This is a genomic window from Bacillus sp. mrc49, from assembly GCF_002803435.1.
In genome coordinates this window covers 1-23,551 of sequence record NZ_PHNG01000764.1, presented here as the reverse complement: position 1 = coordinate 23,551, position 23,551 = coordinate 1, and the positions used below count along the sequence as shown (strand labels likewise).

Below are 23,551 nucleotides of genomic sequence, written 5' to 3'. Positions count from 1 at the left end.
ACCCTTACGTTGGTAAACTTACATTCTTCCGCGTGTACTCAGGTACATTGGAATCAGGATCATATGTAATCAACTCAACAAAAGGTAAACGTGAACGTATTGGACGTATCCTTCAAATGCACGCAAACAGCCGTGAAGAAATTTCTACTGTATATGCAGGGGATATCGCTGCTGCTGTTGGTTTGAAAGATACGACGACTGGTGATACTCTATGTGATGACAAGAACCAAGTAATTCTTGAATCCATGGTATTCCCAGAGCCAGTAATCTCACTATCAGTTGAACCGAAATCAAAAGCAGACCAAGACAAAATGGGTCAAGCTTTACAAAAGCTACAAGATGAAGATCCTACATTCCGTGCGCATACTGACCAAGAAACTGGTCAAACGATCATCGCTGGTATGGGTGAGCTTCACTTGGACATCCTTGTCGACCGTATGCGTCGTGAATTCAAAGTGGAAGCAAACGTCGGTGCTCCTCAAGTAGCCTACCGTGAAACTTTCCGTGATTCAGCTAAAGTCGAAGGTAAATTCGTTCGTCAATCTGGTGGACGTGGACAATTTGGACACGTATGGATCGAATTTGGTCCAAACGAAGAAGGTAAAGGTTTCGAATTTGAAAATGCTATCGTCGGTGGTGTAGTACCGCGTGAATACATCCCTGCTGTTCAAGCTGGATTAGTTGATTCACTTGACCGTGGTGTACTTGCTGGGTATCCGCTAGTTGACATTAAAGCAAAATTATTCGACGGATCTTACCATGACGTTGACTCCAACGAAATGGCATTTAAAATTGCTGCTTCAATGGCACTTAAAAATGCTGCTTCAAAATGTAAACCGGTTATCCTTGAACCAATCATGAAAGTGGAAGTTGTAATTCCTGAAGATTACCTAGGCGACATCATGGGAGATATCACATCTCGCCGTGGACGTGTAGAGGGTATGGAAGCTCGCGGTAATACGCAAATGGTTAAAGCGATGGTTCCATTATCTGAAATGTTCGGGTATGCTACATCTTTACGTTCTAACACACAAGGACGCGGAACATTCTCTATGCACTTCGATCACTATGAAGAAGTACCTAAGAGCATTTCTGAAGAAATCATCAAAAAAAATAAAGGTGAATAATTGATTTTCATCTCTTATTAAAGTATAACTATCTTATGTAAGCTGTGATGGAAGAATAAGTCTTCTTTCACAGCCCTTATATACTTAATCTTTTATTTATAATTTTAAGGAGGAATTCCTAATGGGAAAAGCTAAATTTGATCGTTCAAAACCGCACGTTAACGTTGGAACAATTGGTCACGTTGACCATGGTAAAACAACTCTAACAGCTGCAATCACAACTGTACTTGCTAAATCTGGTGGCGCAGAAGCTCGCGCTTATGACCAAATCGATGGTGCTCCAGAAGAAAGAGAACGTGGTATCACAATCTCTACTGCACACGTTGAGTACGAAACAGCTACTCGTCACTATGCACACGTTGACTGCCCGGGACATGCTGACTATGTTAAAAACATGATCACTGGTGCTGCACAAATGGACGGCGGAATCTTAGTAGTATCTGCTGCTGATGGCCCGATGCCACAAACTCGTGAGCACATCCTTCTTTCACGTCAAGTAGGTGTACCATACCTAGTAGTATTCATGAACAAATGCGACATGGTTGATGACGAGGAACTTCTTGAATTAGTAGAAATGGAAATCCGTGATCTTCTAACTGAATACGATTTCCCTGGCGATGACATTCCAGTTATCAAAGGTTCTGCCCTTAAAGCTCTTCAAGGAGAAGCTGCTTGGGAAGAAAAAATCCATGAATTAATGACAGCTGTTGACGAGTACATCCCAGAACCAACTCGTGACACTGACAAACCATTCATGATGCCAGTTGAGGATGTATTCTCTATCACTGGTCGTGGAACAGTTGCTACTGGTCGTGTTGAGCGTGGACAAGTTAAAGTCGGTGACGTTGTTGACATCATCGGTTTCAACGAAGAATCAAAACCAACAACAGTAACAGGCGTTGAAATGTTCCGTAAGCTTCTTGACTACGCTGAAGCTGGAGACAACATCGGTGCACTACTTCGTGGTGTATCTCGTGAAGATATCCAACGTGGACAAGTTCTTGCTAAACCAGGTACAATCACACCGCACACAAGCTTCAAAGCAGAAGTTTATGTTCTTTCTAAAGAAGAAGGTGGACGTCACACTCCATTCTTCACAAACTACCGTCCTCAGTTCTACTTCCGTACAACTGACGTAACTGGTATTTGTAACCTTCCTGAAGGCGTAGAAATGGTTATGCCTGGAGACAACATCGAAATGACTGTAGAACTTATCGCTCCAATCGCTATCGAAGAAGGTACTAAATTCTCTATCCGTGAGGGTGGACGTACTGTTGGCGCTGGCGTAGTTGCTACAATCACTGAGTAATTGATACAATAATAAAGATTGGAAGGGACGCCTTCAGAAAAAAAGCAGATGGGACGCCATCTGCTTTTTTTTGTTTTGACGCGAATAATTCCTTCTATATTATCGTTAATAAATTCGTGCCATTCCGTTGAAAAGTCATGCAGCGATCATTTGAAGAATATGGATAGGGAAGACCTTGAAGAATGTACTTGTAAATAGTTGAGATAGTATGTATAATAATAAAAGTGTGTTGCACAAGAAAAGTCTAAGTTTCACTTGCTTTCTACTTGTGCATTATGTATAATAGACAATGTTGGTCTTTGACTGCGATGATATGGAAGGTTGCTGACACACCCGGCCGCTTTGCCATGGCGAGTGTGTGGGAAATTTCCATTGAGAAGGTCTATTTTAAAATAGGCGAAAAGGAGGGAAAATTATGGCAAAACAAAAGATTCGTATCCGTTTAAAAGCATATGATCACAGAATCCTTGATCAATCTGCTGAGAAAATTGTTGAAACTGCAAAACGTTCTGGTGCGGCTGTATCTGGTCCAATTCCATTACCTACTGAAAGATCGGTTTATACGATCCTACGTGCGGTTCATAAATACAAAGATTCTCGTGAACAATTCGAAATGCGTACGCATAAACGTCTAATCGACATCGTTAACCCAACTCCACAAACAGTTGATTCATTGATGCGTTTAGATTTACCATCAGGCGTTGACATTGAAATCAAATTATAATTCATATAAATATGAACAATTACTCTAGGAGGTGTGACTTATGACCAAAGGAATCTTAGGAAGAAAAATCGGTATGACTCAAGTTTTTGCTGAAAACGGTGAACTTATCCCGGTAACAGTTATCGAAGCTGCTAACAACGTGGTTCTTCAAAAGAAAACTGTTGAAACTGATGGCTATGAAGCAGTTCAAGTTGGTTTTGAAAACAAACGTGAAAAGCTTTCTAACAAACCTGAAAAGGGACATGTTGAAAAAGCAAATACTACTCCTAAGCGCTTCATTCGCGAATTCCGCGGAACGGATCTTACTGAATATGAGATCGGTCAAGAAGTCAATGTAAGTATTTTCGCTGAAGGCGATTTAGTAGATGTATCAGGAGTTTCAAAAGGTAAAGGTTTCCAAGGCTCTATCAAGCGTCATGGACAATCTCGCGGACCAATGTCTCATGGTTCTCGTTACCACCGTCGCCCAGGTTCAATGGGTCCTGTAGCTCCAAACCGCGTATTCAAAGGTAAACTATTACCAGGACGTATGGGTGGGGAACAAATTACTGTTCAAAACTTAGCTATCGTTAAGGTTGATGTTGAACGTAACCTACTATTGATCAAAGGTAATGTACCAGGTGCTAGAAAAGCGTTGATCAAAGTTAAAACTGCTGTTAAAGCAAAGTAATTTCCGAGAAAGGAGGAGCAATAGAATGCCAAAAGTTACATTGTTCAACCAAACAGGTTCACAAGTTGGCGACATCGAGCTGAATGAATCCATCTTTGGTATCGAACCTAACAATCATGTATTATTTGAAGCAATCATCATGCAACGAGCTTCCTTACGTCAAGGAACTCACAAAGTTAAAAACCGTTCTGAAGTTGCAGGCGGTGGACGCAAACCTTGGAAACAAAAAGGAACTGGACGTGCGCGTCAAGGTTCTATCCGTTCTCCACAATGGCGTGGCGGTGGCGTTGTTTTTGGACCAACTCCAAGATCTTACGCTTACAAGCTACCTAAAAAGGTTCGTCGTCTAGCTATTAAATCTGCATTGTCTGCAAAGGCATTGGAAGAGAACATTTTGGTACTTGAAAGCTTGTCTTTCGAAGCTCCAAAAACAAAAGAATTTGTAGCTGTACTTAAAAACCTTTCCGTTGATACTAAAACGTTGATCGTTACTGACGGTTTAGATGAGAAAGTTGCTCTTTCTGCACGTAACATCCCTGGTGTTACTGTAGTGGAAGCTGTTGGTCTTAATGTTCTTGATGTTGTATCACACAACAAATTGATCTTGACTAAATCAGCTGTCGAAAAAGTAGAGGAGGTGCTTGCATAATGGATGCACGCGATATCATTAAGCGCCCCGTAATCACTGAACGCTCTTCAGACGTAATGGCTGAAAAAAAATATACATTTGAAGTTGATGTTAGAGCTAACAAAACTCAAGTTAAAGATGCTGTTCAAGAAATTTTCGGCGTTAAAGTTGAGAAAGTTAACATCATGAACTACAAAGGTAAATTCAAACGCATGGGCAAACACGCAGGCTATACTAACAAGCGCCGTAAAGCAATTGTTAAATTAACTGCTGACAGCAAAGAAATCGAGCTATTCGAGGCTTAATTCATTAGAGAAGGAGGGAAATACAAATGGCGATTAAGAAGTATAAACCTACCTCTAACGGTCGACGTAATATGACAACTTCCGATTTTGCTGAGATCACTACAGACAAACCGGAAAAATCATTACTTGCTCCTTTACACAGCAAAGGCGGCCGTAATAACCAAGGTAAGTTAACAGTTCGTCATCAAGGTGGCGGCCACAAGCGTCAATACCGTATCATCGATTTCAAACGGAATAAAGATGGTATACCAGGACGCGTTGCTACTATTGAGTACGATCCAAATCGTTCTGCAAACATTGCATTAATTAATTACGTTGATGGAGAAAAACGTTATATCCTAGCTCCGAAAAACCTAGAAGTAGGTTTGGAAATCATGTCAGGTCCAGAAGCTGACATTAAAGTGGGTAACGCTCTTCCTCTTATTAACATCCCAGTTGGTACAGTAATCCATAACATCGAGCTTAAACCAGGTAAGGGTGGACAATTAGTCCGTTCAGCAGGTACATCTGCACAAGTACTTGGTAAAGAAGGCCGTTATGTACTTGTACGTTTAAACTCAGGTGAGGTTCGTATGATTCTTGCTACTTGCCGTGCTTCCATCGGTCAAGTTGGTAACGAACAACATGAACTTATCAACATTGGTAAAGCTGGTCGTAACCGTTGGTTAGGTAAACGCCCAACAGTTCGTGGATCAGTAATGAACCCGAATGATCACCCACACGGTGGTGGTGAAGGTAAAGCTCCAATCGGACGTAAATCACCAATGTCTCCATGGGGTAAACCAACTCTTGGATTCAAAACACGTAAGAAGAAAAACAAATCCGATAAATTTATCGTACGTCGTCGTAAAAAATAACGGGATTGACCTACGGTTCATATATCGAACCGTAGAACAGTCACGAAGGGAGGTACTCGCATGGGTCGTAGCTTAAAAAAAGGGCCTTTTGTTGATGATCATTTATTGGTAAAAGTTGAAAAGTTAAATGAAGCTGACAAGAAACAGGTAGTTAAAACTTGGTCTCGTCGCTCAACAATCTTCCCGCAATTCATCGGACATACAATCGCTGTTTATGACGGTCGTAAGCATGTGCCGGTTTATGTAACAGAAGATATGGTAGGACACAAACTAGGCGAATTCGCGCCTACACGCACTTATAAAGGTCACGCAAGTGATGACAAGAAAACAAGACGTTAATGAGAGGAGGGCATCTCATGCAAGCTAAAGCTGTCGCTAAAACAGTTCGTATTGCTCCTCGTAAAGTGCGTTTAGTCGCAGATCTAATTCGAGGAAAACAAGTAGGTGAAGCAGTAGCGATTCTTCGCTTAACACCAAAATCTGCTTCTCCAGTCGTAGAAAAAATTCTGAAATCTGCTATCGCAAATGCAGAACATAACTACGAAATGGATATTAATAACCTAGTCGTTTCAGAGGCATACGTTAACGAAGGACCAACATTAAAACGTTTCCGTCCTCGCGCTCAAGGTCGTGCGAGTGCAATCAACAAACGTACTAGTCATATTACAATCGTTGTATCAGAAAAGAAGGAGGGGTAATCTGTGGGTCAAAAGGTAAATCCAATCGGTATGCGTATCGGGATAATCCGTGACTGGGAATCCAAATGGTACGCTGATAAAGACTACGCAGTTCTTATGCATGAAGACATCAAAGTTCGTGAATATATCGCGAAACGCTTAAACGATGCTTCAGTGTCCAAAGTTGAAATCGAACGTGCAGCTAACCGTATCAATGTATCTGTCCACACTGCTAAACCAGGAATGGTTATCGGTAAAGGCGGTACAGAGGTCGAAGCACTTCGTAAAGCTTTGAACCAGCTGACTGGCAAAAGAGTTCATATCAATATCATCGAAATTAAAAGAGCAGATCTTGACGCAAAATTGGTTGCTGAAAACATCGCTCGTCAATTAGAAAACCGTGTTTCATTCCGTCGTGCTCAGAAGCAAGCTATCCAACGCACAATGCGTTCAGGCGCTAAAGGAATCAAAACTCAAGTTTCTGGTCGTCTTGGCGGTGCTGATATTGCTCGTGCTGAACATTACAGCGAAGGAACAGTTCCACTTCACACACTTCGTGCTGACATAGATTATGCTCATGCTGAAGCAGATACTACTTACGGTAAGCTAGGCGTGAAAGTTTGGATCTACCGTGGAGAAGTTCTTCCTACTAAGAAGAAATCTGAGGAAGGAGGAAAATAATATGTTATTGCCAAAACGCGTAAAATACCGTCGTGAACACCGCGGTAAGATGAGAGGGATGGCTAAGGGCGGCACTGAAGTTCATTTCGGAGAATTTGGACTTCAAGCTCAAGAAGCTTCCTGGATCACTAACCGCCAAATCGAAGCAGCTCGTATCGCGATGACTCGTTATATGAAACGTGGAGGAAAAGTTTGGATCAAGATCTTCCCAAGCAAACCTTACACAGCTAAGCCGCTTGAAGTACGGATGGGTTCCGGTAAAGGTGCTCCTGAAGGTTGGGTAGCAGTAGTTAAACCGGGCAAAGTATTGTTTGAAATCTCTGGTGTATCTGAAGAGGTGGCAAGAGAAGCATTGCGCCTTGCAGCACACAAACTTCCAATCAAATGTAAGTTTGTAAAAAGAGAGGAAATTGGTGGTGAAACAAATGAAAGCTAATGAAATCAAAGATCTAACCACTGCTGAAATTGAACAAAAACTAAAATCTCTTAAAGAAGAACTATTTAATCTTCGTTTCCAGTTAGCTACTGGACAACTTGAAAATACAGCTCGCATCCGTGAAGTTCGCAAATCGATTGCTCGTATGAAAACAGTTGTTCGTCAAAGAGAGATCGGTGTCACTAATCGATAATGAATGGAGGTTTGCAGAATGAGCGAACGCAACCAACGCAAAATCTACACTGGCCGCGTAGTATCCGATAAAATGGATAAAACAGTAACAGTTGTTGTAGAAACCTATAAAAAGCATTCTTTATACGGTAAACGCGTGAAATACTCTAAAAAGTTAAAAGCTCATGACGAGCTAAACGAAGCTAAAGCAGGCGACGTAGTACGTATCATGGAAACTCGTCCACTTTCAGCTACAAAACGCTTCCGTCTTGTAGAAGTAGTAGAAAAAGCAGTAATCATTTAATATAGTTCGGATTAAGCTAATTCCGAAGGGAGGTACCGTACATGATTCAACAAGAATCTCGTTTAAAAGTCGCTGACAATTCAGGTGCTCGTGAAGTGCTAACAATTAAAGTCCTAGGTGGTTCTGGCCGTAAAACTGCAAACATCGGTGATATCATCGTTTGTACAGTTAAACAGGCAACACCAGGAGGCGTTGTTAAAAAAGGTGAAGTCGTTAAGGCTGTTGTTGTCCGTACAAAACGTGGTATGCGTCGTCCTGACGGTTCTTACATTCGTTTTGATGAAAACGCATGTGTAATTATCCGTGACGATAAGAGCCCACGTGGAACTCGTATTTTTGGACCTGTTGCTCGTGAATTACGTGACAATAGCTTCATGAAGATCGTTTCTCTTGCTCCAGAAGTTCTATAATATGTAAAATTTGTATAAAGCCTTTCAAGGAGGTGCCAAGCTAATGCATGTTAAAAAAGGTGACAAAGTCGTAGTCATCTCTGGTAAGGACAAAGGCAAACAAGGAACAATTCTTGCAGCATATCCGAAACAAAATCGTGTGCTTGTTGAAGGAATTAACATCGTGAAAAAGCATTCCAAGCCATCTCAAATTAATCCACAAGGTGGAATTATCAGCAGAGAAGCTGCTATTCACGTATCCAATGTAATGCCACTTGATCCTAAATCAGGTAAACCGACTCGTGTTGGATATAAGATCGAAAATGGTAAAAAAGTACGCGTAGCTAAAATATCAGGTGAAACTTTAGATAAATAAGTCATAAATGAAGGGAGGTACACTAAGCAATGAGCCGCCTTAAAGAAAAATTCAAAAGTGAAATTACACCATCATTGATGGGTAAATTCAACTATCAATCAGTAATGCAAGTACCAAACATTGAGAAGATCGTTATTAACATGGGTGTGGGTGACGCAGTATCTAACTCTAAAGCTTTAGATACCGCTGTTGAAGAACTTACATTGATCACTGGTCAAAAACCTGTTGTAACAAAAGCAAAAAAATCAATCGCAGGCTTCCGTTTGCGTGAAGGTATGCCTATCGGAGCGAAAGTTACATTACGTGGAGAGCGTATGTATCAATTCCTTGATAAGCTAGTATCTGTATCTTTACCACGTGTACGTGATTTCCGCGGCGTTTCAAAGAAATCCTTTGACGGACGTGGGAACTATACTTTGGGTGTTAAAGAACAACTTATCTTCCCTGAGATTGATTACGATAAAGTGAGCAAAGTTCGTGGTATGGATATCGTTATCGTAACGACTGCCAACACTGACGAAGAAGCTCGTGAACTACTTACTCAAGTTGGAATGCCGTTCCAAAAGTAAAGTAATCTCTAAATAAAGGGAGGCGAAATCGTGGCTAAAAAGTCTATGATCGTAAAGCAAAAACGCGAACAGAAGTTTAAAGTACAAGAATATACACGTTGCGAACGTTGCGGACGTCCACATTCAGTATTACGTAAATTTAAACTTTGTCGTATTTGTTTCCGCGAACTTGCATATAAAGGACAAATTCCTGGCGTTAAAAAAGCTAGCTGGTAAAACCCGAGTTTGGGAAGGAGGTAAAATATAATGGTCATGACAGATCCTATTGCAGATATGCTTACTCGCATCCGTAATGCGAATATGGTTCGTCACGAAAAACTAGAAGTTCCTGCTTCTAAGATCAAAAAGGAAATTGCTGAGATCTTAAAGCGTGAAGGCTTCGTACGTGACTTTGAATTAATCGAAGACAACAAACAAGGTATCATCCGTATCTTCTTAAAATACGGTGCAAGCAACGAACGTGTTATCACTGGTCTAAAACGTATCAGCAAACCTGGTTTGCGTGTATATGCAAAAACTGGAGAGGTACCACGCGTTCTAAACGGTTTAGGTATCGCAATTGTTTCTACTTCTCACGGAGTTTTAACAGACAAGGAAGCCCGCTCTAAACAAGTTGGCGGAGAAGTTTTAGCATACGTTTGGTAATACATTTTCACAAGAATGGAGGTGCACAATATGTCTCGTATAGGTAAAAAACCTATTGAAATCCCTACAGGCGTGACAGTTACTATTAACGGAAGTGAAGTAACTGTTAAAGGGCCTAAAGGTGAATTAACTAGATCATTCAGTCCTGACCTAACAATCGCTGTTGAAGAGAACGTGTTAACTGTAACACGCCCGTCTGACGAGAAGAATCACCGTTCATTACACGGAACTACTCGCGCACTTATCTCTAACATGGTTGAAGGTGTATCTAAAGGATTCGAAAAATCACTTGAACTTATTGGGGTCGGGTACCGTGCACAAAAGCAAGGTACTAAGCTTATCCTTAACGTAGGATACTCACACCCTGTAGAAATAGAACCAGAAGCTGGCGTTGAAGTCGAAGTTCCTTCTAATACAAAAGTAATCATCAAAGGTACGAACAAAGAACGTGTAGGAGCTCTTGCAGCTAATATCCGTGATGTTCGTCCACCTGAGCCGTATAAAGGTAAAGGGATCCGTTACGAAGGCGAATTCGTTCGTCGTAAAGAAGGTAAAACTGGTAAGTAATGCCGCATAAGTAAACGAAAGGAGTGACGTAAATGATTACGAAGCTTGATAAAAATGCTACTCGTCAGAAAAGACATGCGCGTGTACGTGCTAAGCTTTCTGGAACAGAAGCTCGTCCTCGTTTAAATGTGTTTCGTTCAAACAAACACATTTACGCACAATTAATTGACGATGCAAAAGGCGTAACATTAGCAAGTGCTTCAACTCTTGATAAAGAGATCGGTATCGAAGCTAGTAGCAATGCTGAAGCAGCTCAAAAAGTTGGCGAACTTATTGCGAAACGTGCTGTTGAAAAAGGTTTCAAAGCTGTGGTATTTGACCGCGGTGGTTACCTCTTCCATGGTCGTGTTAAAGCATTGGCTGACGCTGCTCGTGAAAACGGCTTAGAATTTTAATGGATAAGGAGGGACATAACAGATGCGTAGCATTGATCCTAATAAATTAGAACTTGAAGAACGCGTAGTTACAGTAAATCGTGTAGCTAAAGTTGTTAAAGGCGGACGTCGTTTCCGTTTCACTGCACTAGTTGTTGTTGGTGATAAAAATGGTCATGTTGGATTTGGTACTGGTAAAGCTCAAGAAGTTCCGGATGCAATCCGTAAAGCTATTGAGGATGCTAAGAAAAATCTAATTACTGTACCAATGGTTGGAACTACAATTCCTCACCTTGTGAACGGTCGCTATGGCGCAGGTCACATTCTATTGAAACCAGCTTCTGAAGGTACAGGAGTAATTGCTGGTGGTCCTGTTCGTGCGGTACTTGAATTAGGCGGAGTTAGCGATATCTTGTCTAAATCATTAGGTACTAATACACCTATTAATATGGTTCGCGCAACAATCGAAGGATTGAAGCAATTGAAACGTGCTGAAGACGTAGCTAAGTTACGTGGTAAATCAGTACAAGAACTGTTAGGATAAGGAGGGAAATCGAATTATGGCTAATAAATTAGAAATTACCCTCACTCGCAGCTTGATTGGTCGTCCTGAAGATCAACGTGTTACAGTTAACACTTTGGGTTTACGCAAAATGCATCAAACGGTTATTCATGAAGATAACCCTGCGATTCGCGGTATGATTACCAAAGTTGCTCATCTTGTTACTGTAAAAGAACAATAAAATAATTTTTATCTTAACAAGGAGGTGCCAACATGAAACTTCATGAGTTAAAAGCTGCAGAAGGTTCTCGTAAAGAACGTAAACGTAAAGGTCGCGGTATTGGATCTGGTAACGGTAAAACAGCAGGTAAAGGACACAAAGGACAAAACGCTCGCTCAGGCGGCGGTGTACGCCTTGGATTTGAAGGGGGTCAAACTCCTCTATTCAGACGTTTGCCTAAACGTGGATTTACCAACGTTAACCGTAAAGACTATGCTATCGTGAATCTTGATACGTTAAATCTTTTCGAAGACGGTACTGAAGTAACACCAGCTCTTTTACTTGAGTCTGGAGTTGTAAGTAAAGAAAAAGCAGGAATCAAAATTCTTGCCAAAGGAAACATTGAGAAAAAGCTTACTGTTAAAGCTCACAAATTCTCTTCTACTGCAAAAGAAGCTATCGAAGCTGCTGGCGGTAAAACAGAGGTGATCTAATGTTTCGCACGATCTCCAATTTTATGCGCGTGGGTGAAATAAGGAACAAGATCATTTTTACCCTTCTCATGTTAATCGTCTATCGCATCGGTACATTTATACCTGTACCGCATGTGAATGCCGATTTTCTTGCTCAACAGGACCAGCTGAGCGTCATCGGTCTTCTAAATACCTTTGGCGGCGGGGCGCTGCAAAACTTCTCAATCTTAGCGATGGGGATCATGCCTTATATCACGGCATCCATCATCGTTCAGCTACTACAGATGGACGTCGTTCCTAAGTTCGCTGAATGGTCTAAGCAAGGGGAAGCAGGGCGCCGTAAATTAGCTCAATTCACTCGTTATTTCACTATTATCCTAGGATTCATCCAAGCTTTGGGTATGTCTTACGGGTTCAATAATATGTCAAATGGCCAGTTGATCGAAAATCCTGGAATTGCAACATACTTGCTCATTGCAACTGTCTTGACGGCAGGAACAGCTTTTCTTTTGTGGTTAGGGGAGCTGATCACTGCTAAGGGTGTGGGTAATGGGATTTCCATCATAATCTTTGCTGGTATCGTTGCTAGCTTGCCAAATACGGCAAACCAGATTTACGCACAGCAATTCGAAAATGCCGGAGATCAATTATTCTTACGAATCATATCGATTGTCCTCATTGTATTAGCAGTATTAGCAATCGTGGTTGCTGTCATCTTCATTCAGCAGGCATTACGTAAAATACCTATTCAGTATGCAAAACGTGCTGCGGCAGGTCGTACACAAATGGGTGGCCAGTCTACTCATTTACCATTGAAAGTAAATGCTGCGGGGGTTATTCCGGTAATCTTTGCAATGGCATTTCTGATCACTCCAACTACAATCGCTTCTTTCTTTGGAAAGAACAGCGTGACTAGCTGGATTACAGAAAACCTGACATATACCCATCCTGTTGGAATGGTTATATATGTCGCTCTTATCATTGCTTTTGCGTATTTTTATGCATTCATTCAGGTCAATCCTGAACAAATGGCTGAGAATTTGAAAAAGCAAGGCGGCTATGTGCCGGGGATTCGTCCAGGTAAGAGTACTCAAGAATATTTAACACGTGTTTTATACCGTTTAACGTTTGTAGGCTCTATATTCCTAGCCATCATAGCCGTTCTGCCGGTATTCTTCATCAAGCTCGCTGACCTGCCTCAATCTGCACAGATTGGCGGCACAAGTTTGCTGATCGTCGTCGGGGTTGCCCTTGATACGATGAAGCAGCTTGAATCACAGCTTGTGAAGAGACACTATAAAGGCTTTATAAAGTAATGAGTTTTGGGAACGACTTGTTCCCTTTACCCATTATAGAGTTTGAGGGGGAAGAAAATTTTGAATCTAGTTTTAATGGGTCTGCCGGGTGCTGGTAAGGGCACTCAAGCTGAACAAATCGTAGAAAAATATAATATCCCTCATATCTCTACTGGAGATATGTTCCGAACAGCTATAAAAGATGGAACAGAATTAGGTCTGAAGGCGAAATCATTCATGGACAAAGGCGAGTTGGTACCTGATGAAGTTACCATTGGCATTGTACGTGAGCGTTTAAGCAAGGAGGACTGCCTTAAGGGATTTTTGCTTGACGGCTTTCCACGTACCGTGGCGCAAGCAGAGGCACTTGAGGGCATCCTTACTGATTTGGATCGCAAAATAAATTTTGTCATTAATATCGATGTGGATAAAAGCATCTTGATGGAAAGATTGACAGGCCGTCGTATTTGCAAGTCTTGTGGTGCGACATATCACCTTGTATTCAATCCTCCAGCCAAAGATGATGTATGCGACCGCTGCGGCGGAGAATTATATCAACGTGCCGACGATAATGAAGCAACGGTTCAAAATCGCTTAGATGTGAATTTGAAACAAACCAAGCCACTTCTTGATTTCTACGGAGAAAAAGGGTACTTGGTCAACATTAACGGACAGCAAGATATTAATAAGGTATTTGAAAACATTGATGTGTTACTTGGTGCTTTGCAAAATTAATCGTCTGGATTGATTTATGAAATTCATACCAATTTTACAACTTACTATTTAAACTTGGTGCATTCCTTTATTACAAAGGGTATAATGGATTTCGCGAGAGCATTCGCACATTTATTAATCAGGTTCTTGTACTTGGTATTCCCTGAATTGGGCGATTACTTTCTAAGTGATCTTCACGGACATATCCGGTCGGCAAAATTGATGAAGAAATGCAGTGACTCTATTGGGATTCCTAAAGAGTCGTGATATAGAGAGTTGAAAGAAGCTATGTCAGGCGTGCGCCTTTCAAACATCTCCCATGCTATTCAAACCTATGTCGAGACTAATTGCCTCTCTATTTCGAGAGTATGTCGGTCACGGAATCGGTCAAGACTTACATGAGGACGCATAAAACCCTCATTTCGGTCCAACTGATAAGGTCCTCAGTTAAAGCCTGGTTCTACAAAATGGTGAATACTTGATGCAGAATTTTAAGACTTATGAGGATAATTGGACTGTAGTAATGTTGACGGAAAGATGTGTACCTTTTATAGGTTCACGCATAGAGAAGGGAGAATCACTTTAATGGCGAAAGATGATGTAATTGAAGTAGAAGGCACAGTACAAGAGACTTTGCCAAATGCAATGTTTAAGGTAGAATTAGAAAATGGTCATACTGTTTTAGCTCATGTATCCGGTAAAATTCGTATGCACTTTATTCGCATTTTGCCTGGAGATAAAGTTACGGTTGAGCTTTCCCCGTATGATCTAACTCGCGGCAGAATCACATACCGGTTCAAATGATCCCGGTTACGCTCCGATCTGTATAAGGAGGTTAGATAGCAATGAAAGTCAGACCATCAGTCAAACCAATCTGCGAAAAGTGTAAAGTTATCCGCAGAAAAGGTAAAGTTATGGTTATTTGCGAAAACCCTAAACATAAACAAAAACAAGGCTAAATAGAAGGAGGTGCACTCAAGCATGGCACGTATTGCTGGAGTAGATATTCCCCGTGACAAACGTATTGTTATCTCATTAACATATATATATGGTATTGGAAAACAAACAGCGATGAAAGTTCTTGCAGAAGCAGGCGTTTCTGAAGAAACTCGCGTTCGTGACTTAACGGAAGACGAATTGAACAAAATTCGTGATATCATTGACAAGCTTAAAGTAGAAGGCGACCTTCGTCGTGAAATCTCCCTAAACATCAAACGTTTAATGGAAATCGGTTCTTACCGTGGTTTACGTCACCGTCGTGGTCTTCCTGTTCGCGGTCAAAACACAAAAAACAATGCTCGTACGCGTAAAGGACCTCGTCGTACAGTAGCTAACAAGAAAAAATAATTAGTAAAGGAGGTTACTTTTCATGGCACGTAAAACTAATACACGTAAACGTCGTGTGAAAAAGAATATAGAAACTGGTATTGCACATATTCGTTCAACTTTCAATAACACTATCGTTACGATCACTGACTCTCATGGTAATGCTATTTCATGGTCAAGTGCTGGAGCTCTAGGATTCCGTGGATCTCGTAAATCCACTCCATTCGCTGCACAGATGGCTGCTGAAACAGCTGCTAAAACATCAATTGAACATGGTATGAAAACTCTTGAAGTTACAGTTAAAGGACCTGGTGCTGGACGTGAGGCTGCTATTCGTGCGCTTCAAGCTGCTGGCCTAGAAGTAACTGCAATTAAAGATGTAACTCCAGTTCCACATAACGGATGCCGTCCACCAAAACGTCGCCGTGTTTAATTTTTCTGTATAGATTTTGTATTCCTGTCAATAATGGGATATAATACTGAGTTTGCGTTCTTACAGAGGATTAATTTTCAGTTGTTGCGCACAGCGGGAACGTATACATGGGGAATTTCGGCTTAAGTGACTTAGTTTACTTGCCGGGGTTTTGACGTTTTGAAGGAGGGTTTATTGATGATCGAAATAGAAAAACCAAAAATCGAAACGGTTGAAATCAACGACGATACCAAATTCGGTAAATTCGTCGTAGAGCCACTAGAGCGTGGGTATGGTACTACATTGGGTAACTCCTTACGTCGTATTCTTTTATCCTCACTCCCAGGTGCTGCTGTCACAGCTATACAAATTGATGGAGTGCTACATGAGTTCTCAACAATTGAAGGCGTCGTGGAAGATGTAACATCTATCATTCTTAATGTGAAGAAACTAGCTCTTAAGATTTACTCTGATGAAGAGAAGACGCTGGAAATTGACGTTCAAGGTGACGGGGTCATCACGGCTGCTGATATCACTCATGATAGTGATGTAGAAATTCTTAATCCGGATTTATATATTGCTACAATTGGTAAAAACGGTCATATGCGTATGCGTTTATCTGCACGTCGCGGCCGCGGCTACACTCCTGCTGTTCAAAACAAGAGGGAAGATCAGCCAATTGGTGTCATTCCAATCGATGCTCTTTACACTCCGGTTTCACGCGTATCTTTCCAAGTTGAAAATACACGTGTAGGACAGTTGTCTAACTTTGACAAGTTAACGTTCGATGTTTGGACTGATGGCAGTACTGGTCCGCAAGAAGCGGTAGCACTTGGAGCTAAGATTTTAACAGAGCATTTGAATATTTTTGTCGGTTTGACCGATGAAGCTCAAAATGCTGAAATCATGGTTGAAAAAGAAGAAGATCAAAAAGAAAAAGTTCTTGAGATGACGATCGAAGAATTAGACCTTTCTGTTCGTTCTTACAACTGCTTGAAGCGTGCTGGAATCAATACCGTTCAAGAGCTAGCTCATAAAACGGAAGAAGATATGATGAAAGTACGTAATCTAGGACGCAAATCACTTGAAGAAGTGAAAGCGAAGCTAGAGGAATTAGGCTTAGGTCTTCGTAAAGACGACTGATAACATGGCGGAATCATCCATTATGTTGTGAGCCTTGTTTTAGACACACAATATAGAACTTCAACAAAGGAGGGAATCTCTAATGGGTTACAGAAAGTTAGGACGCACTAGCGCACAACGTAAAGCATTACTTCGTGATTTAGCTACGGATCTTATTATCCATGAGCGCATTGAAACTACTGAAGCACGTGCAAAGGAATTACGTTCTGTAGTAGATAAAATGATCACTCTTGGTAAACGTGGTGACTTGCATGCACGCCGTCAAGCTGCAGCATTCATCCGTAACGAAATCGCTGACGCTGAGAAAGGCACAGATGCCCTTCAAAAATTATTCAGTGACGTTGCTCCACGTTATGAAGAACGTCAAGGTGGATACACTCGTATCATGAAAGTTGGTCCACGCCGCGGTGACGGTGCACCAGTCGTGGTTATTGAATTAGTTTAATAACAACGATGAAAAAGGGCGGGACAAATGAATATACTCACTTGTTCTATGCCCTTTTTCTTTATTTATAATAGAAATTCTGTTTTTTAGAAATTCGCATTGAGTGTTACGATGGCTGGCGGAACCTTTTATGAAGGGAGCCTTCTCGTCTAGCTCAAGCATCCCTTCCCGCTTATGATAAGCGATTATAAGATACCCTGTTTTTCGTAACAGGCCCGCAATAAGCTGCTCTTAATTTACCGAAAATTCTTTCGGTGGAAGGGGTGCAGCGTTTTTTTATATTTTCAGAAGAATTGACTGCGTTTGTCAACGCTTGTTATCGTTGAATTTGCAGAGTTTAGTTTAGATGAGTGCAGTCGAGGATGAGGAGGGCCACATGAGGAAGAAGCTGGTTTCTTTAAGTAATATCATTTTTAAATATGAGGGTCAGTCTCGAAATGCCTTGGATGATGTTTCATTTGACATTCATCAGGGGGAGTGGCTTGCGATTGTCGGACATAATGGTTCCGGCAAGTCGACATTAGCGAAACTACTGAATGGTCTTCAGTTTGCTAACTCTGGTACGATTACAATCAATGATCAACTATTGACTGAAGAATCGGTATGGGATGTACGCCGTAAGATCGGCATGGTTTTTCAAAATCCAGATAATCAATTTGTAGGCACGACAGTTCAGGATGATGTGGCTTTTGGTTTAGAAAACGCCGGTGTTTCTCAGCAGGTTATGGTGGAGCGTGTTCATGGTGCGTTGAATAAGGTTAAAATGAATGCCTTTCTTAATCAAGAGCCGCACCATCTATCCGGCGGTCAAAAGCAAAGAGTGGCCATAGCAGGTGTAATAGCCCTGCAGCCAGATATCATCATCTTAGATGAAGCAACCTCCATGCTTGACCCAAGAGGCCGTGAAGAAGTGCTTGAAACAGTCAGGGAATTAAAGCAGGAAAATGAAATTACCGTCATATCAATCACCCATGATCTTGAGGAAGCTGCCAAAGCTGATCGAATGATCGTCATGAACCAAGGTCGGTTGTATCGTGAAGGAACACCTCAGGATATTTTTGAATTAGAGGAAGAATTGATTGCCCTTGGCCTCGATATTCCCTTTTCAGTAAAGCTGACGAAAGAGTTACAAAAGAATGGTGTCCGTGTGGTTGATGGGCATTTGACAGAGGAAGAGTTGGTGAAGGATTTATGCGAATTACACTCGATGATGTAGAATATCGCTATCAGGTGAATACTCCTTTTGAACATCTGGCCCTACATGATGTCAATATTTCTATGGAGCAGGGTACCTATACCGCAATCATCGGGCATACAGGCTCCGGTAAATCGACGCTCCTTCAGCATTTGAACGCCCTTTTAAAACCGACGAAGGGGCGGGTTATAATCGGGGACCGCACGATCGAGGCCGGAAAGAAAGAAAAGGCATTGCGGCCGATCAGACAAAAGGTTGGAATCGTTTTTCAGTTCCCGGAACATCAGCTTTTCGATGAAACGGTGGAAAAGGATATATGCTTCGGGCCCATGAATTTCGGCGTCTCCGAAAACGACGCGAAACAAATGGCAAGGAAGGCCATTGGGCAGGTTGGTTTGAGTGAGGAAATCCTTGATAAGTCACCCTTTGACTTATCTGGTGGCCAGATGCGCCGTGTGGCCATAGCGGGTGTACTTGCAATGGAGCCAGAGGTATTGGTGCTGGATGAACCAACGGCGGGGTTAGACCCGCGAGGACGCAAAGAAATCATGGACATGTTTTATGAGCTTCATAAGCGTGAGGGCATCTCGACCATTCTCGTCACACATAGCATGGAGGATGCCGCCAAGTATGCCGATGACATCATCATCATGCACCAAGGCACAGTATTCAAAAAGGGCACTCCACAGGAGATCTTCTCCGATCCGGAGCAACTGCTCGACCTTGGCCTTGATGTGCCGGATACCGTCCGTTTTCAGCTGAAGCTTCAGAAAGAACTCGGAGTCCGATTTGATCATCCTTGTCTTAATATTGGCGATTTGGCGATTGAAATAGATAAAGCGATGAAACGGGGGAACCGCTGATGCTTGATAAAATGATCATCGGGCGTTATGTCCCTGCCAATTCCCTGTTGCACAAGATGGATCCCCGGGCTAAATTGCTTCTCGTCTTCCTGTTTGTCTGTGTCGTGTTTTTGGCGAATAATTTCTTGTCCTATGGCCTGCTTGCAGTATTCACCGTCCTGTTGATCAGTATTTCGAAGATCCCGCTCCGCTATCTGTATAATGGGTTGAAGCCCATCTTCTTCTTGATCGTATTCACATTCCTGCTTCATATCCTGTTTACGAAAGAAGGAGAATTGCTGTTTGAATACGGATGGTTTGAAATCTATGAAGGCGGTCTGATTCAAGGTTTGTTCATTTCGATAAGATTTACTTTACTGATCCTTGTTACGTCATTATTAACGTTGACGACAACCCCGATATCAATCACCGATGGGATGGAGGAGCTGTTGGGGCCTTTGAAAAAATGGAAAATGCCGGTTCATGAGCTGGCATTGATGATGTCCATTGCCCTTCGCTTCATCCCAACGCTGATGGAGGAGACGGAAAAAATCATGAAGGCCCAAACGGCAAGGGGGGTCGATTTTTCTTCAGGTCCAATCAAGGAAAGGGTTAAATCGATCGTACCGCTGCTTGTTCCTTTATTTGTGAGTTCGTTCAAGAGGGCTGAGGAATTGGCAACCGCCATGGAATCCAGAGGATACCGCGGCGGGGAAGGGCGCACGAAATACCGCCAATTGTATTGGAAGACAAGTGATAGCCTTTTGATGGTCTCGCTAGGACTTCTTACGGTCATGTTGGTTTTATTACGTTCATAATAAGGAAGAGAACAATGCCAAAATATAAATGCGTGCTTGCGTATGACGGCACGGAATTCGCCGGCTATCAGGTACAGCCTGAGAAGCGCACGATTCAAAGTGAATTCGAGGCCGTCTTAGCGCAAATGCACAAAGGTACAATGATAAAAGTGACTGCTTCGGGCAGGACCGATTCAGGGGTCCATGCAAAGGGGCAGGTCATTCATTTTGATTCACCCCTTACGTTCCCTACTGAAAATTGGGTAAAGGCGTTCAGCGCCCTGCTCCCGAACGACATTGTCGTGCTCAAAGTCGATATCGTTCCAGACGATTTTCATGCGAGGTTCCATACGACGGGGAAAGAATACCGTTACATCATAGACCGCTCCAAACTGCGGGATCCGTTTAAGCGGAACTACGCCTATCATTTTCCTTATTCCTTGGATGAGCTGAAGATGAAGGAAGCAGCTTCCCATCTAATCGGGACACATGACTTCACGAGTTTTTGTTCGGCAAAGACGGAAGTGGTCGATAAAGTCCGGACCATAGATGAAATCGATTTTGAAGAGAACGGGTGCTACTTGGTTTTTAGCTTCGTCGGGGAAGGCTTTTTGTATAATATGGTGCGTATTTTGGTTGGGACGCTCCTGGATGTCGGCAGCGGCAAGATTGACCCTCAGGATATAATCGGGATATTGAACCAAAAAGACCGCAGCTTTGCAGGGAAAACGGCTCCAGCCCAAGGTTTGTATTTATGGAAAGTTTTTTACAAATAAAATATTTTTGATGTAATTCCAGTTTGTTTACAACTGGCGAATCCGAGAAACTCAGTAATGGCAGCGGCTTTGCGCCTTATTGTCCTTTTCATCGAGTTGCAGCGAATGTTTTATAGACAACTTATCCTAGTGTAACATCCCCTTGACAATGAATCTGGGAGAAGTTAATATAATATGGTATGTATTTTAATCCCACGATAAGCCCCGGAAGTTTATTGTGATTGAAAATAAATATAAAAAATTAAAAAGTTTTTTAGGAGGTTAACCATGCGTACGACATTTATGGCGAAAGCTAATGAAGTAGAACGTAAATGGTATGTGATTGACGCTGAAGGCAAAACTTTGGGTCGCCTTTCTACTGAAGTAGCATCCATCTTACGTGGTAAACATAAACCAACTTTTACACCGAACATTGACACTGGTGATCATGTAATTTTAATCAATGTTGAAAAAATCCACCTGACTGGTAAAAAATTGACTGACAAAATTTATTACCGTCACACTATGCATCCAGGCGGTCTTAAAACTAGAACTGCTCTTGAAATGCGTACAAACTACCCTGAGAGAATGCTTGAACTTGCTATCAAAGGTATGCTTCCAAAGAATTCTCTTGGACGTCAAATCTACAAAAAATTACACGTATACGCTGGAGCTGAGCACCCACACGCTGCTCAACAACCAGAAGTATACGAATTACGCGGATAATTACTAAGGAGGTTACTATCTTGGCACAAGTTCAATATTATGGTACTGGTCGCCGTAAGAGCTCAGTAGCTCGTGTACGTTTAGTACCAGGCGAAGGTCGCATCGTTATTAACGGTCGTGACATTAATGAATATATTCCTTTCGCAGCATTGCGTGAAGTTGTTAACCAACCACTAGTTGCAACTGAAACTACTGGAAATTACGACATTCTAGTAAATGTTAGCGGTGGAGGATACACTGGTCAAGCTGGAGCAATCCGTCACGGTATCGCTCGTGCATTGCTTCAAGTTGATCCAGAATACCGTCCGTCTCTTAAAACTGCTGGATTACTAACTCGTGACCCACGTATGAAAGAGCGTAAAAAATACGGTCTTAAAGGCGCACGTCGTGCACCTCAGTTCTCAAAACGTTAATTCCATTACCGTTTCAAAGACTCTCAACCATTTTGGTTGGGGGTCTTTTTTTTGTCCGAAAATATGCGGTGCAGAAATATTAAAAAGTATATACTCTTGCTGGAATGGATTTAATTTTCGCGAAAACAAAAGGGAAATCGACACTTGCTTCCTGCGCTACGAAATCCAAAATAATATACATCCCAAAACCAACACTTGAAAAAGTGCCACTTGTGATATCAAATTTGCTTGTGCTGTCGCTGTTCAGATGGTGCCGGTCGTCATAATCCATATGTTTACACCTGAGTTTATTTGTGTAAAACTGAATTATTTGTATAATCCATATTTATTAACTTTCTGTTTAGGAGTATGATAATACTTAAAAAACAGAAAGAGGACTTCATATGAATTCAACATACTCATCGGTAGAAACGACTAAAACAAGGACCTTGGTCATCAACGCGCTTTTCATCGCATTGACGCTTGTAGCTACAATGTTCATCAATATAAAGCTCCCGATAATGGGTAACGGCGGCCTCATCCACCTTGGTAACGTTCCGCTATTTATAGCGGCACTCGTTTACGGCAAAAAAACCGGGGCGATAGCAGGAGCCTTCGGGATGGCCCTCTTCGATCTTTTCTCCGGCTGGGCAGCGTGGGCGCCATTCACTTTCATCATTGTCGGTACAATGGGATTTCTAGCCGGCTTCATAGCCGAAAAAGTACCCGGCAAAAGAGTGGTCGTATACACTTTGGCCGTTGCCGTTGCACTCATAATTAAAATCGTCGGCTACTACTTCGTCGAAGTCATCCTTTACGGCAACTGGATTCAGCCTTTTGGCTCCATCCCAGGTAACGTTATGCAGGTCGTCCTGGCCGGTATCATCGTCGTGCCGCTTGCAGGACGCATAAAGCAGAGAGCCAGACAGTTATAAGAGCGGAAACACCTTTTTAAAATGAATGGAACAAAGGACAAGCTCGGGAAGCTGCCTGAGCCGGCTTTGATATAACAGATCATGATAAGAAGCGCAGTCATCTTGACTGCGCTTTTTTCTATAGGTAAATCTGATTATAATTGCCCGCAGTTTAGGAGGATATGGACTTGGAACCCGCTTATCCTGAGGTGGTCCGTCCTTCGAGCCTTGCGACGGAGCATGAGTTCCTCCTCGTGAGTATAGCGGTTTTCTAACCAACCCGGGAGTAATTAGGCCAACCCAAAGGATAATCCGTCCGACCCGGGGATAATCCGACCAACCCGCGGGATAATCCGTCCAACCCGAGGGATAATTCGACCACCCCGAGGATAATCCGTCCGACCCGGGAGTAATTCGACCCACCCGCGGGATAATTCGGCCGACCCGGGGATAATCCGTCCGACCCGGGAGTAATTCGACCAACTCAAAGAGTAATCCGACCAACTCAAAGAGTAATTCGACCAACCCAAGGGATAATCCGTCCAACCCGGAGAGTAATCCGTCCGACCCGGGGATAATCCGCCCAACCGA

General features: G+C 42.3%; 39 protein-coding genes. 38 read left to right on the top strand and 1 reads right to left on the bottom strand.

The window, feature by feature from the left end:
* The 37 genes from fusA to rpsI form a co-directional block, all read left to right on the top strand.
* The coding region (gene fusA / locus CVN76_RS23290; RefSeq protein WP_100533216.1) for an elongation factor G at window positions 1-1,127 on the top strand (1,127 nt) is incomplete at its 5' end.
* A 121-nt stretch (window positions 1,128-1,248) separates the two neighbouring features.
* Window positions 1,249-2,436, top strand: coding sequence for an elongation factor Tu (gene tuf / locus CVN76_RS23285; protein ID WP_100533215.1), 1,188 nt, complete (start codon window positions 1,249-1,251; stop codon window positions 2,434-2,436).
* A gap of 415 nt (window positions 2,437-2,851) precedes the next feature.
* A complete protein-coding gene (gene rpsJ, locus CVN76_RS23280) occupies window positions 2,852-3,160 on the top strand; it encodes a 30S ribosomal protein S10 (RefSeq protein ID WP_019244375.1) in 309 nt (102 codons plus the stop codon).
* A 40-nt stretch (window positions 3,161-3,200) separates the two neighbouring features.
* Entirely contained in the window at window positions 3,201-3,830 is a 630-nt protein-coding gene (gene rplC / locus CVN76_RS23275; RefSeq protein WP_064462540.1) for a 50S ribosomal protein L3, read from the top strand.
* A 25-nt stretch (window positions 3,831-3,855) separates the two neighbouring features.
* On the top strand, window positions 3,856-4,479 hold the full coding sequence (gene rplD, locus CVN76_RS23270) for a 50S ribosomal protein L4 (protein ID WP_061141104.1): 624 nt from the start codon (window positions 3,856-3,858) through the stop codon (window positions 4,477-4,479).
* Window positions 4,476-4,763: a 50S ribosomal protein L23 gene (gene rplW, locus CVN76_RS23265; RefSeq protein ID WP_174524197.1), complete on the top strand. Its 288-nt coding sequence runs from the start codon at window positions 4,476-4,478 to the stop codon at window positions 4,761-4,763. Before rplD ends, rplW begins: the two co-directional genes overlap by 4 nt.
* A gap of 26 nt (window positions 4,764-4,789) precedes the next feature.
* The gene (rplB, locus tag CVN76_RS23260; protein ID WP_057915218.1) at window positions 4,790-5,620 is read left to right on the top strand and encodes a 50S ribosomal protein L2; all 831 of its coding nucleotides are present in this window, start codon (window positions 4,790-4,792) and stop codon (window positions 5,618-5,620) included.
* 60 nt (window positions 5,621-5,680) lie between these two features.
* A complete protein-coding gene (gene rpsS, locus CVN76_RS23255) occupies window positions 5,681-5,959 on the top strand; it encodes a 30S ribosomal protein S19 (protein ID WP_034305018.1) in 279 nt (92 codons plus the stop codon).
* Window positions 5,960-5,976: 17 nt separating this feature from the next.
* On the top strand, window positions 5,977-6,318 hold the full coding sequence (gene rplV / locus CVN76_RS23250; RefSeq protein WP_034305017.1) for a 50S ribosomal protein L22: 342 nt from the start codon (window positions 5,977-5,979) through the stop codon (window positions 6,316-6,318).
* Between the two features lie 3 nt (window positions 6,319-6,321).
* Window positions 6,322-6,978: a 30S ribosomal protein S3 gene (rpsC, locus tag CVN76_RS23245; protein ID WP_100533214.1), complete on the top strand. Its 657-nt coding sequence runs from the start codon at window positions 6,322-6,324 to the stop codon at window positions 6,976-6,978.
* Window position 6,979: 1 nt separating this feature from the next.
* Window positions 6,980-7,414 (top strand): 50S ribosomal protein L16, encoded by a 435-nt coding sequence (gene rplP, locus CVN76_RS23240; protein ID WP_053349061.1) that lies wholly within the window; start codon window positions 6,980-6,982, stop codon window positions 7,412-7,414.
* On the top strand, window positions 7,404-7,607 hold the full coding sequence (rpmC, locus tag CVN76_RS23235) for a 50S ribosomal protein L29 (RefSeq protein ID WP_034305010.1): 204 nt from the start codon (window positions 7,404-7,406) through the stop codon (window positions 7,605-7,607). The genes rplP and rpmC overlap by 11 nt, the downstream gene beginning before the upstream one ends.
* A gap of 18 nt (window positions 7,608-7,625) precedes the next feature.
* Complete coding sequence (rpsQ, locus tag CVN76_RS23230; RefSeq protein WP_034305007.1) at window positions 7,626-7,889, top strand: 30S ribosomal protein S17; 264 nt, start codon at window positions 7,626-7,628, stop codon at window positions 7,887-7,889.
* Window positions 7,890-7,930: 41 nt separating this feature from the next.
* Window positions 7,931-8,299: a 50S ribosomal protein L14 gene (gene rplN, locus CVN76_RS23225; protein WP_034305005.1), complete on the top strand. Its 369-nt coding sequence runs from the start codon at window positions 7,931-7,933 to the stop codon at window positions 8,297-8,299.
* A 43-nt stretch (window positions 8,300-8,342) separates the two neighbouring features.
* Window positions 8,343-8,654, top strand: coding sequence for a 50S ribosomal protein L24 (rplX, locus tag CVN76_RS23220; protein WP_064462542.1), 312 nt, complete (start codon window positions 8,343-8,345; stop codon window positions 8,652-8,654).
* 29 nt (window positions 8,655-8,683) lie between these two features.
* Window positions 8,684-9,223, top strand: coding sequence for a 50S ribosomal protein L5 (rplE, locus tag CVN76_RS23215; protein WP_053349058.1), 540 nt, complete (start codon window positions 8,684-8,686; stop codon window positions 9,221-9,223).
* Window positions 9,224-9,253: 30 nt separating this feature from the next.
* Window positions 9,254-9,439 (top strand): type Z 30S ribosomal protein S14, encoded by a 186-nt coding sequence (locus tag CVN76_RS23210; RefSeq protein WP_034304998.1) that lies wholly within the window; start codon window positions 9,254-9,256, stop codon window positions 9,437-9,439.
* A 30-nt stretch (window positions 9,440-9,469) separates the two neighbouring features.
* Window positions 9,470-9,868: a 30S ribosomal protein S8 gene (gene rpsH, locus CVN76_RS23205; protein WP_057915220.1), complete on the top strand. Its 399-nt coding sequence runs from the start codon at window positions 9,470-9,472 to the stop codon at window positions 9,866-9,868.
* 30 nt (window positions 9,869-9,898) lie between these two features.
* On the top strand, window positions 9,899-10,435 hold the full coding sequence (rplF, locus tag CVN76_RS23200; protein ID WP_100533213.1) for a 50S ribosomal protein L6: 537 nt from the start codon (window positions 9,899-9,901) through the stop codon (window positions 10,433-10,435).
* Window positions 10,436-10,467: 32 nt separating this feature from the next.
* The gene (rplR, locus tag CVN76_RS23195; protein WP_053349055.1) at window positions 10,468-10,830 is read left to right on the top strand and encodes a 50S ribosomal protein L18; all 363 of its coding nucleotides are present in this window, start codon (window positions 10,468-10,470) and stop codon (window positions 10,828-10,830) included.
* A gap of 22 nt (window positions 10,831-10,852) precedes the next feature.
* On the top strand, window positions 10,853-11,353 hold the full coding sequence (rpsE, locus tag CVN76_RS23190) for a 30S ribosomal protein S5 (RefSeq protein ID WP_034304987.1): 501 nt from the start codon (window positions 10,853-10,855) through the stop codon (window positions 11,351-11,353).
* 16 nt (window positions 11,354-11,369) lie between these two features.
* Entirely contained in the window at window positions 11,370-11,552 is a 183-nt protein-coding gene (rpmD, locus tag CVN76_RS23185; RefSeq protein ID WP_057915223.1) for a 50S ribosomal protein L30, read from the top strand.
* A gap of 32 nt (window positions 11,553-11,584) precedes the next feature.
* Complete coding sequence (rplO, locus tag CVN76_RS23180; RefSeq protein ID WP_061141108.1) at window positions 11,585-12,025, top strand: 50S ribosomal protein L15; 441 nt, start codon at window positions 11,585-11,587, stop codon at window positions 12,023-12,025.
* Window positions 12,025-13,320 (top strand): preprotein translocase subunit SecY, encoded by a 1,296-nt coding sequence (gene secY, locus CVN76_RS23175; protein WP_061141109.1) that lies wholly within the window; start codon window positions 12,025-12,027, stop codon window positions 13,318-13,320. Before rplO ends, secY begins: the two co-directional genes overlap by 1 nt.
* 60 nt (window positions 13,321-13,380) lie before the next feature.
* Window positions 13,381-14,034 carry an adenylate kinase gene (locus CVN76_RS23170; protein ID WP_061141110.1) on the top strand — a complete coding sequence of 218 codons (654 nt, stop codon included), beginning with the start codon at window positions 13,381-13,383 and terminating at the stop codon, window positions 14,032-14,034.
* A 564-nt stretch (window positions 14,035-14,598) separates the two neighbouring features.
* Complete coding sequence (infA, locus tag CVN76_RS23165) at window positions 14,599-14,817, top strand: translation initiation factor IF-1 (protein ID WP_028390440.1); 219 nt, start codon at window positions 14,599-14,601, stop codon at window positions 14,815-14,817.
* 41 nt (window positions 14,818-14,858) lie between these two features.
* Window positions 14,859-14,972 carry a 50S ribosomal protein L36 gene (gene rpmJ, locus CVN76_RS23160; RefSeq protein ID WP_003156543.1) on the top strand — a complete coding sequence of 38 codons (114 nt, stop codon included), beginning with the start codon at window positions 14,859-14,861 and terminating at the stop codon, window positions 14,970-14,972.
* Between the two features lie 22 nt (window positions 14,973-14,994).
* Window positions 14,995-15,360 carry a 30S ribosomal protein S13 gene (rpsM, locus tag CVN76_RS23155; protein ID WP_057915228.1) on the top strand — a complete coding sequence of 122 codons (366 nt, stop codon included), beginning with the start codon at window positions 14,995-14,997 and terminating at the stop codon, window positions 15,358-15,360.
* Window positions 15,361-15,382: 22 nt separating this feature from the next.
* Window positions 15,383-15,772: a 30S ribosomal protein S11 gene (rpsK, locus tag CVN76_RS23150; protein WP_028390438.1), complete on the top strand. Its 390-nt coding sequence runs from the start codon at window positions 15,383-15,385 to the stop codon at window positions 15,770-15,772.
* A 177-nt stretch (window positions 15,773-15,949) separates the two neighbouring features.
* The gene (locus CVN76_RS23145) at window positions 15,950-16,894 is read left to right on the top strand and encodes a DNA-directed RNA polymerase subunit alpha (protein WP_053349049.1); all 945 of its coding nucleotides are present in this window, start codon (window positions 15,950-15,952) and stop codon (window positions 16,892-16,894) included.
* A gap of 82 nt (window positions 16,895-16,976) precedes the next feature.
* Window positions 16,977-17,339, top strand: a complete 363-nt coding sequence (rplQ, locus tag CVN76_RS23140; protein WP_057915229.1) for a 50S ribosomal protein L17 — start codon at window positions 16,977-16,979, stop codon at window positions 17,337-17,339.
* A gap of 376 nt (window positions 17,340-17,715) precedes the next feature.
* A complete protein-coding gene (locus tag CVN76_RS23135) occupies window positions 17,716-18,555 on the top strand; it encodes an energy-coupling factor ABC transporter ATP-binding protein (RefSeq protein ID WP_100533212.1) in 840 nt (279 codons plus the stop codon).
* Window positions 18,531-19,397, top strand: a complete 867-nt coding sequence (locus CVN76_RS23130; protein ID WP_100533211.1) for an energy-coupling factor ABC transporter ATP-binding protein — start codon at window positions 18,531-18,533, stop codon at window positions 19,395-19,397. Before CVN76_RS23135 ends, CVN76_RS23130 begins: the two co-directional genes overlap by 25 nt.
* Window positions 19,397-20,194, top strand: coding sequence for an energy-coupling factor transporter transmembrane component T family protein (locus CVN76_RS23125; protein WP_100533210.1), 798 nt, complete (start codon window positions 19,397-19,399; stop codon window positions 20,192-20,194). Before CVN76_RS23130 ends, CVN76_RS23125 begins: the two co-directional genes overlap by 1 nt.
* Window positions 20,195-20,208: 14 nt before the next feature.
* Complete coding sequence (gene truA, locus CVN76_RS23120) at window positions 20,209-20,949, top strand: tRNA pseudouridine(38-40) synthase TruA (protein ID WP_100533209.1); 741 nt, start codon at window positions 20,209-20,211, stop codon at window positions 20,947-20,949.
* A gap of 267 nt (window positions 20,950-21,216) precedes the next feature.
* Window positions 21,217-21,654 carry a 50S ribosomal protein L13 gene (rplM, locus tag CVN76_RS23115; protein WP_034304960.1) on the top strand — a complete coding sequence of 146 codons (438 nt, stop codon included), beginning with the start codon at window positions 21,217-21,219 and terminating at the stop codon, window positions 21,652-21,654.
* Between the two features lie 20 nt (window positions 21,655-21,674).
* Window positions 21,675-22,067 carry a 30S ribosomal protein S9 gene (gene rpsI / locus CVN76_RS23110; RefSeq protein WP_057915234.1) on the top strand — a complete coding sequence of 131 codons (393 nt, stop codon included), beginning with the start codon at window positions 21,675-21,677 and terminating at the stop codon, window positions 22,065-22,067.
* Between the two features lie 79 nt (window positions 22,068-22,146).
* On the opposite strand, the gene CVN76_RS23105 is transcribed toward rpsI, so the two are convergent.
* Window positions 22,147-22,338 (bottom strand): hypothetical protein, encoded by a 192-nt coding sequence (locus CVN76_RS23105; protein WP_100533208.1) that lies wholly within the window; start codon window positions 22,336-22,338, stop codon window positions 22,147-22,149.
* Between the two features lie 112 nt (window positions 22,339-22,450).
* Between CVN76_RS23105 and CVN76_RS23100 the strand changes: the two genes are divergently transcribed.
* A complete protein-coding gene (locus tag CVN76_RS23100; RefSeq protein ID WP_100533207.1) occupies window positions 22,451-22,981 on the top strand; it encodes an ECF transporter S component in 531 nt (176 codons plus the stop codon).
* Window positions 22,982-23,551 lie beyond the last annotated feature (570 nt).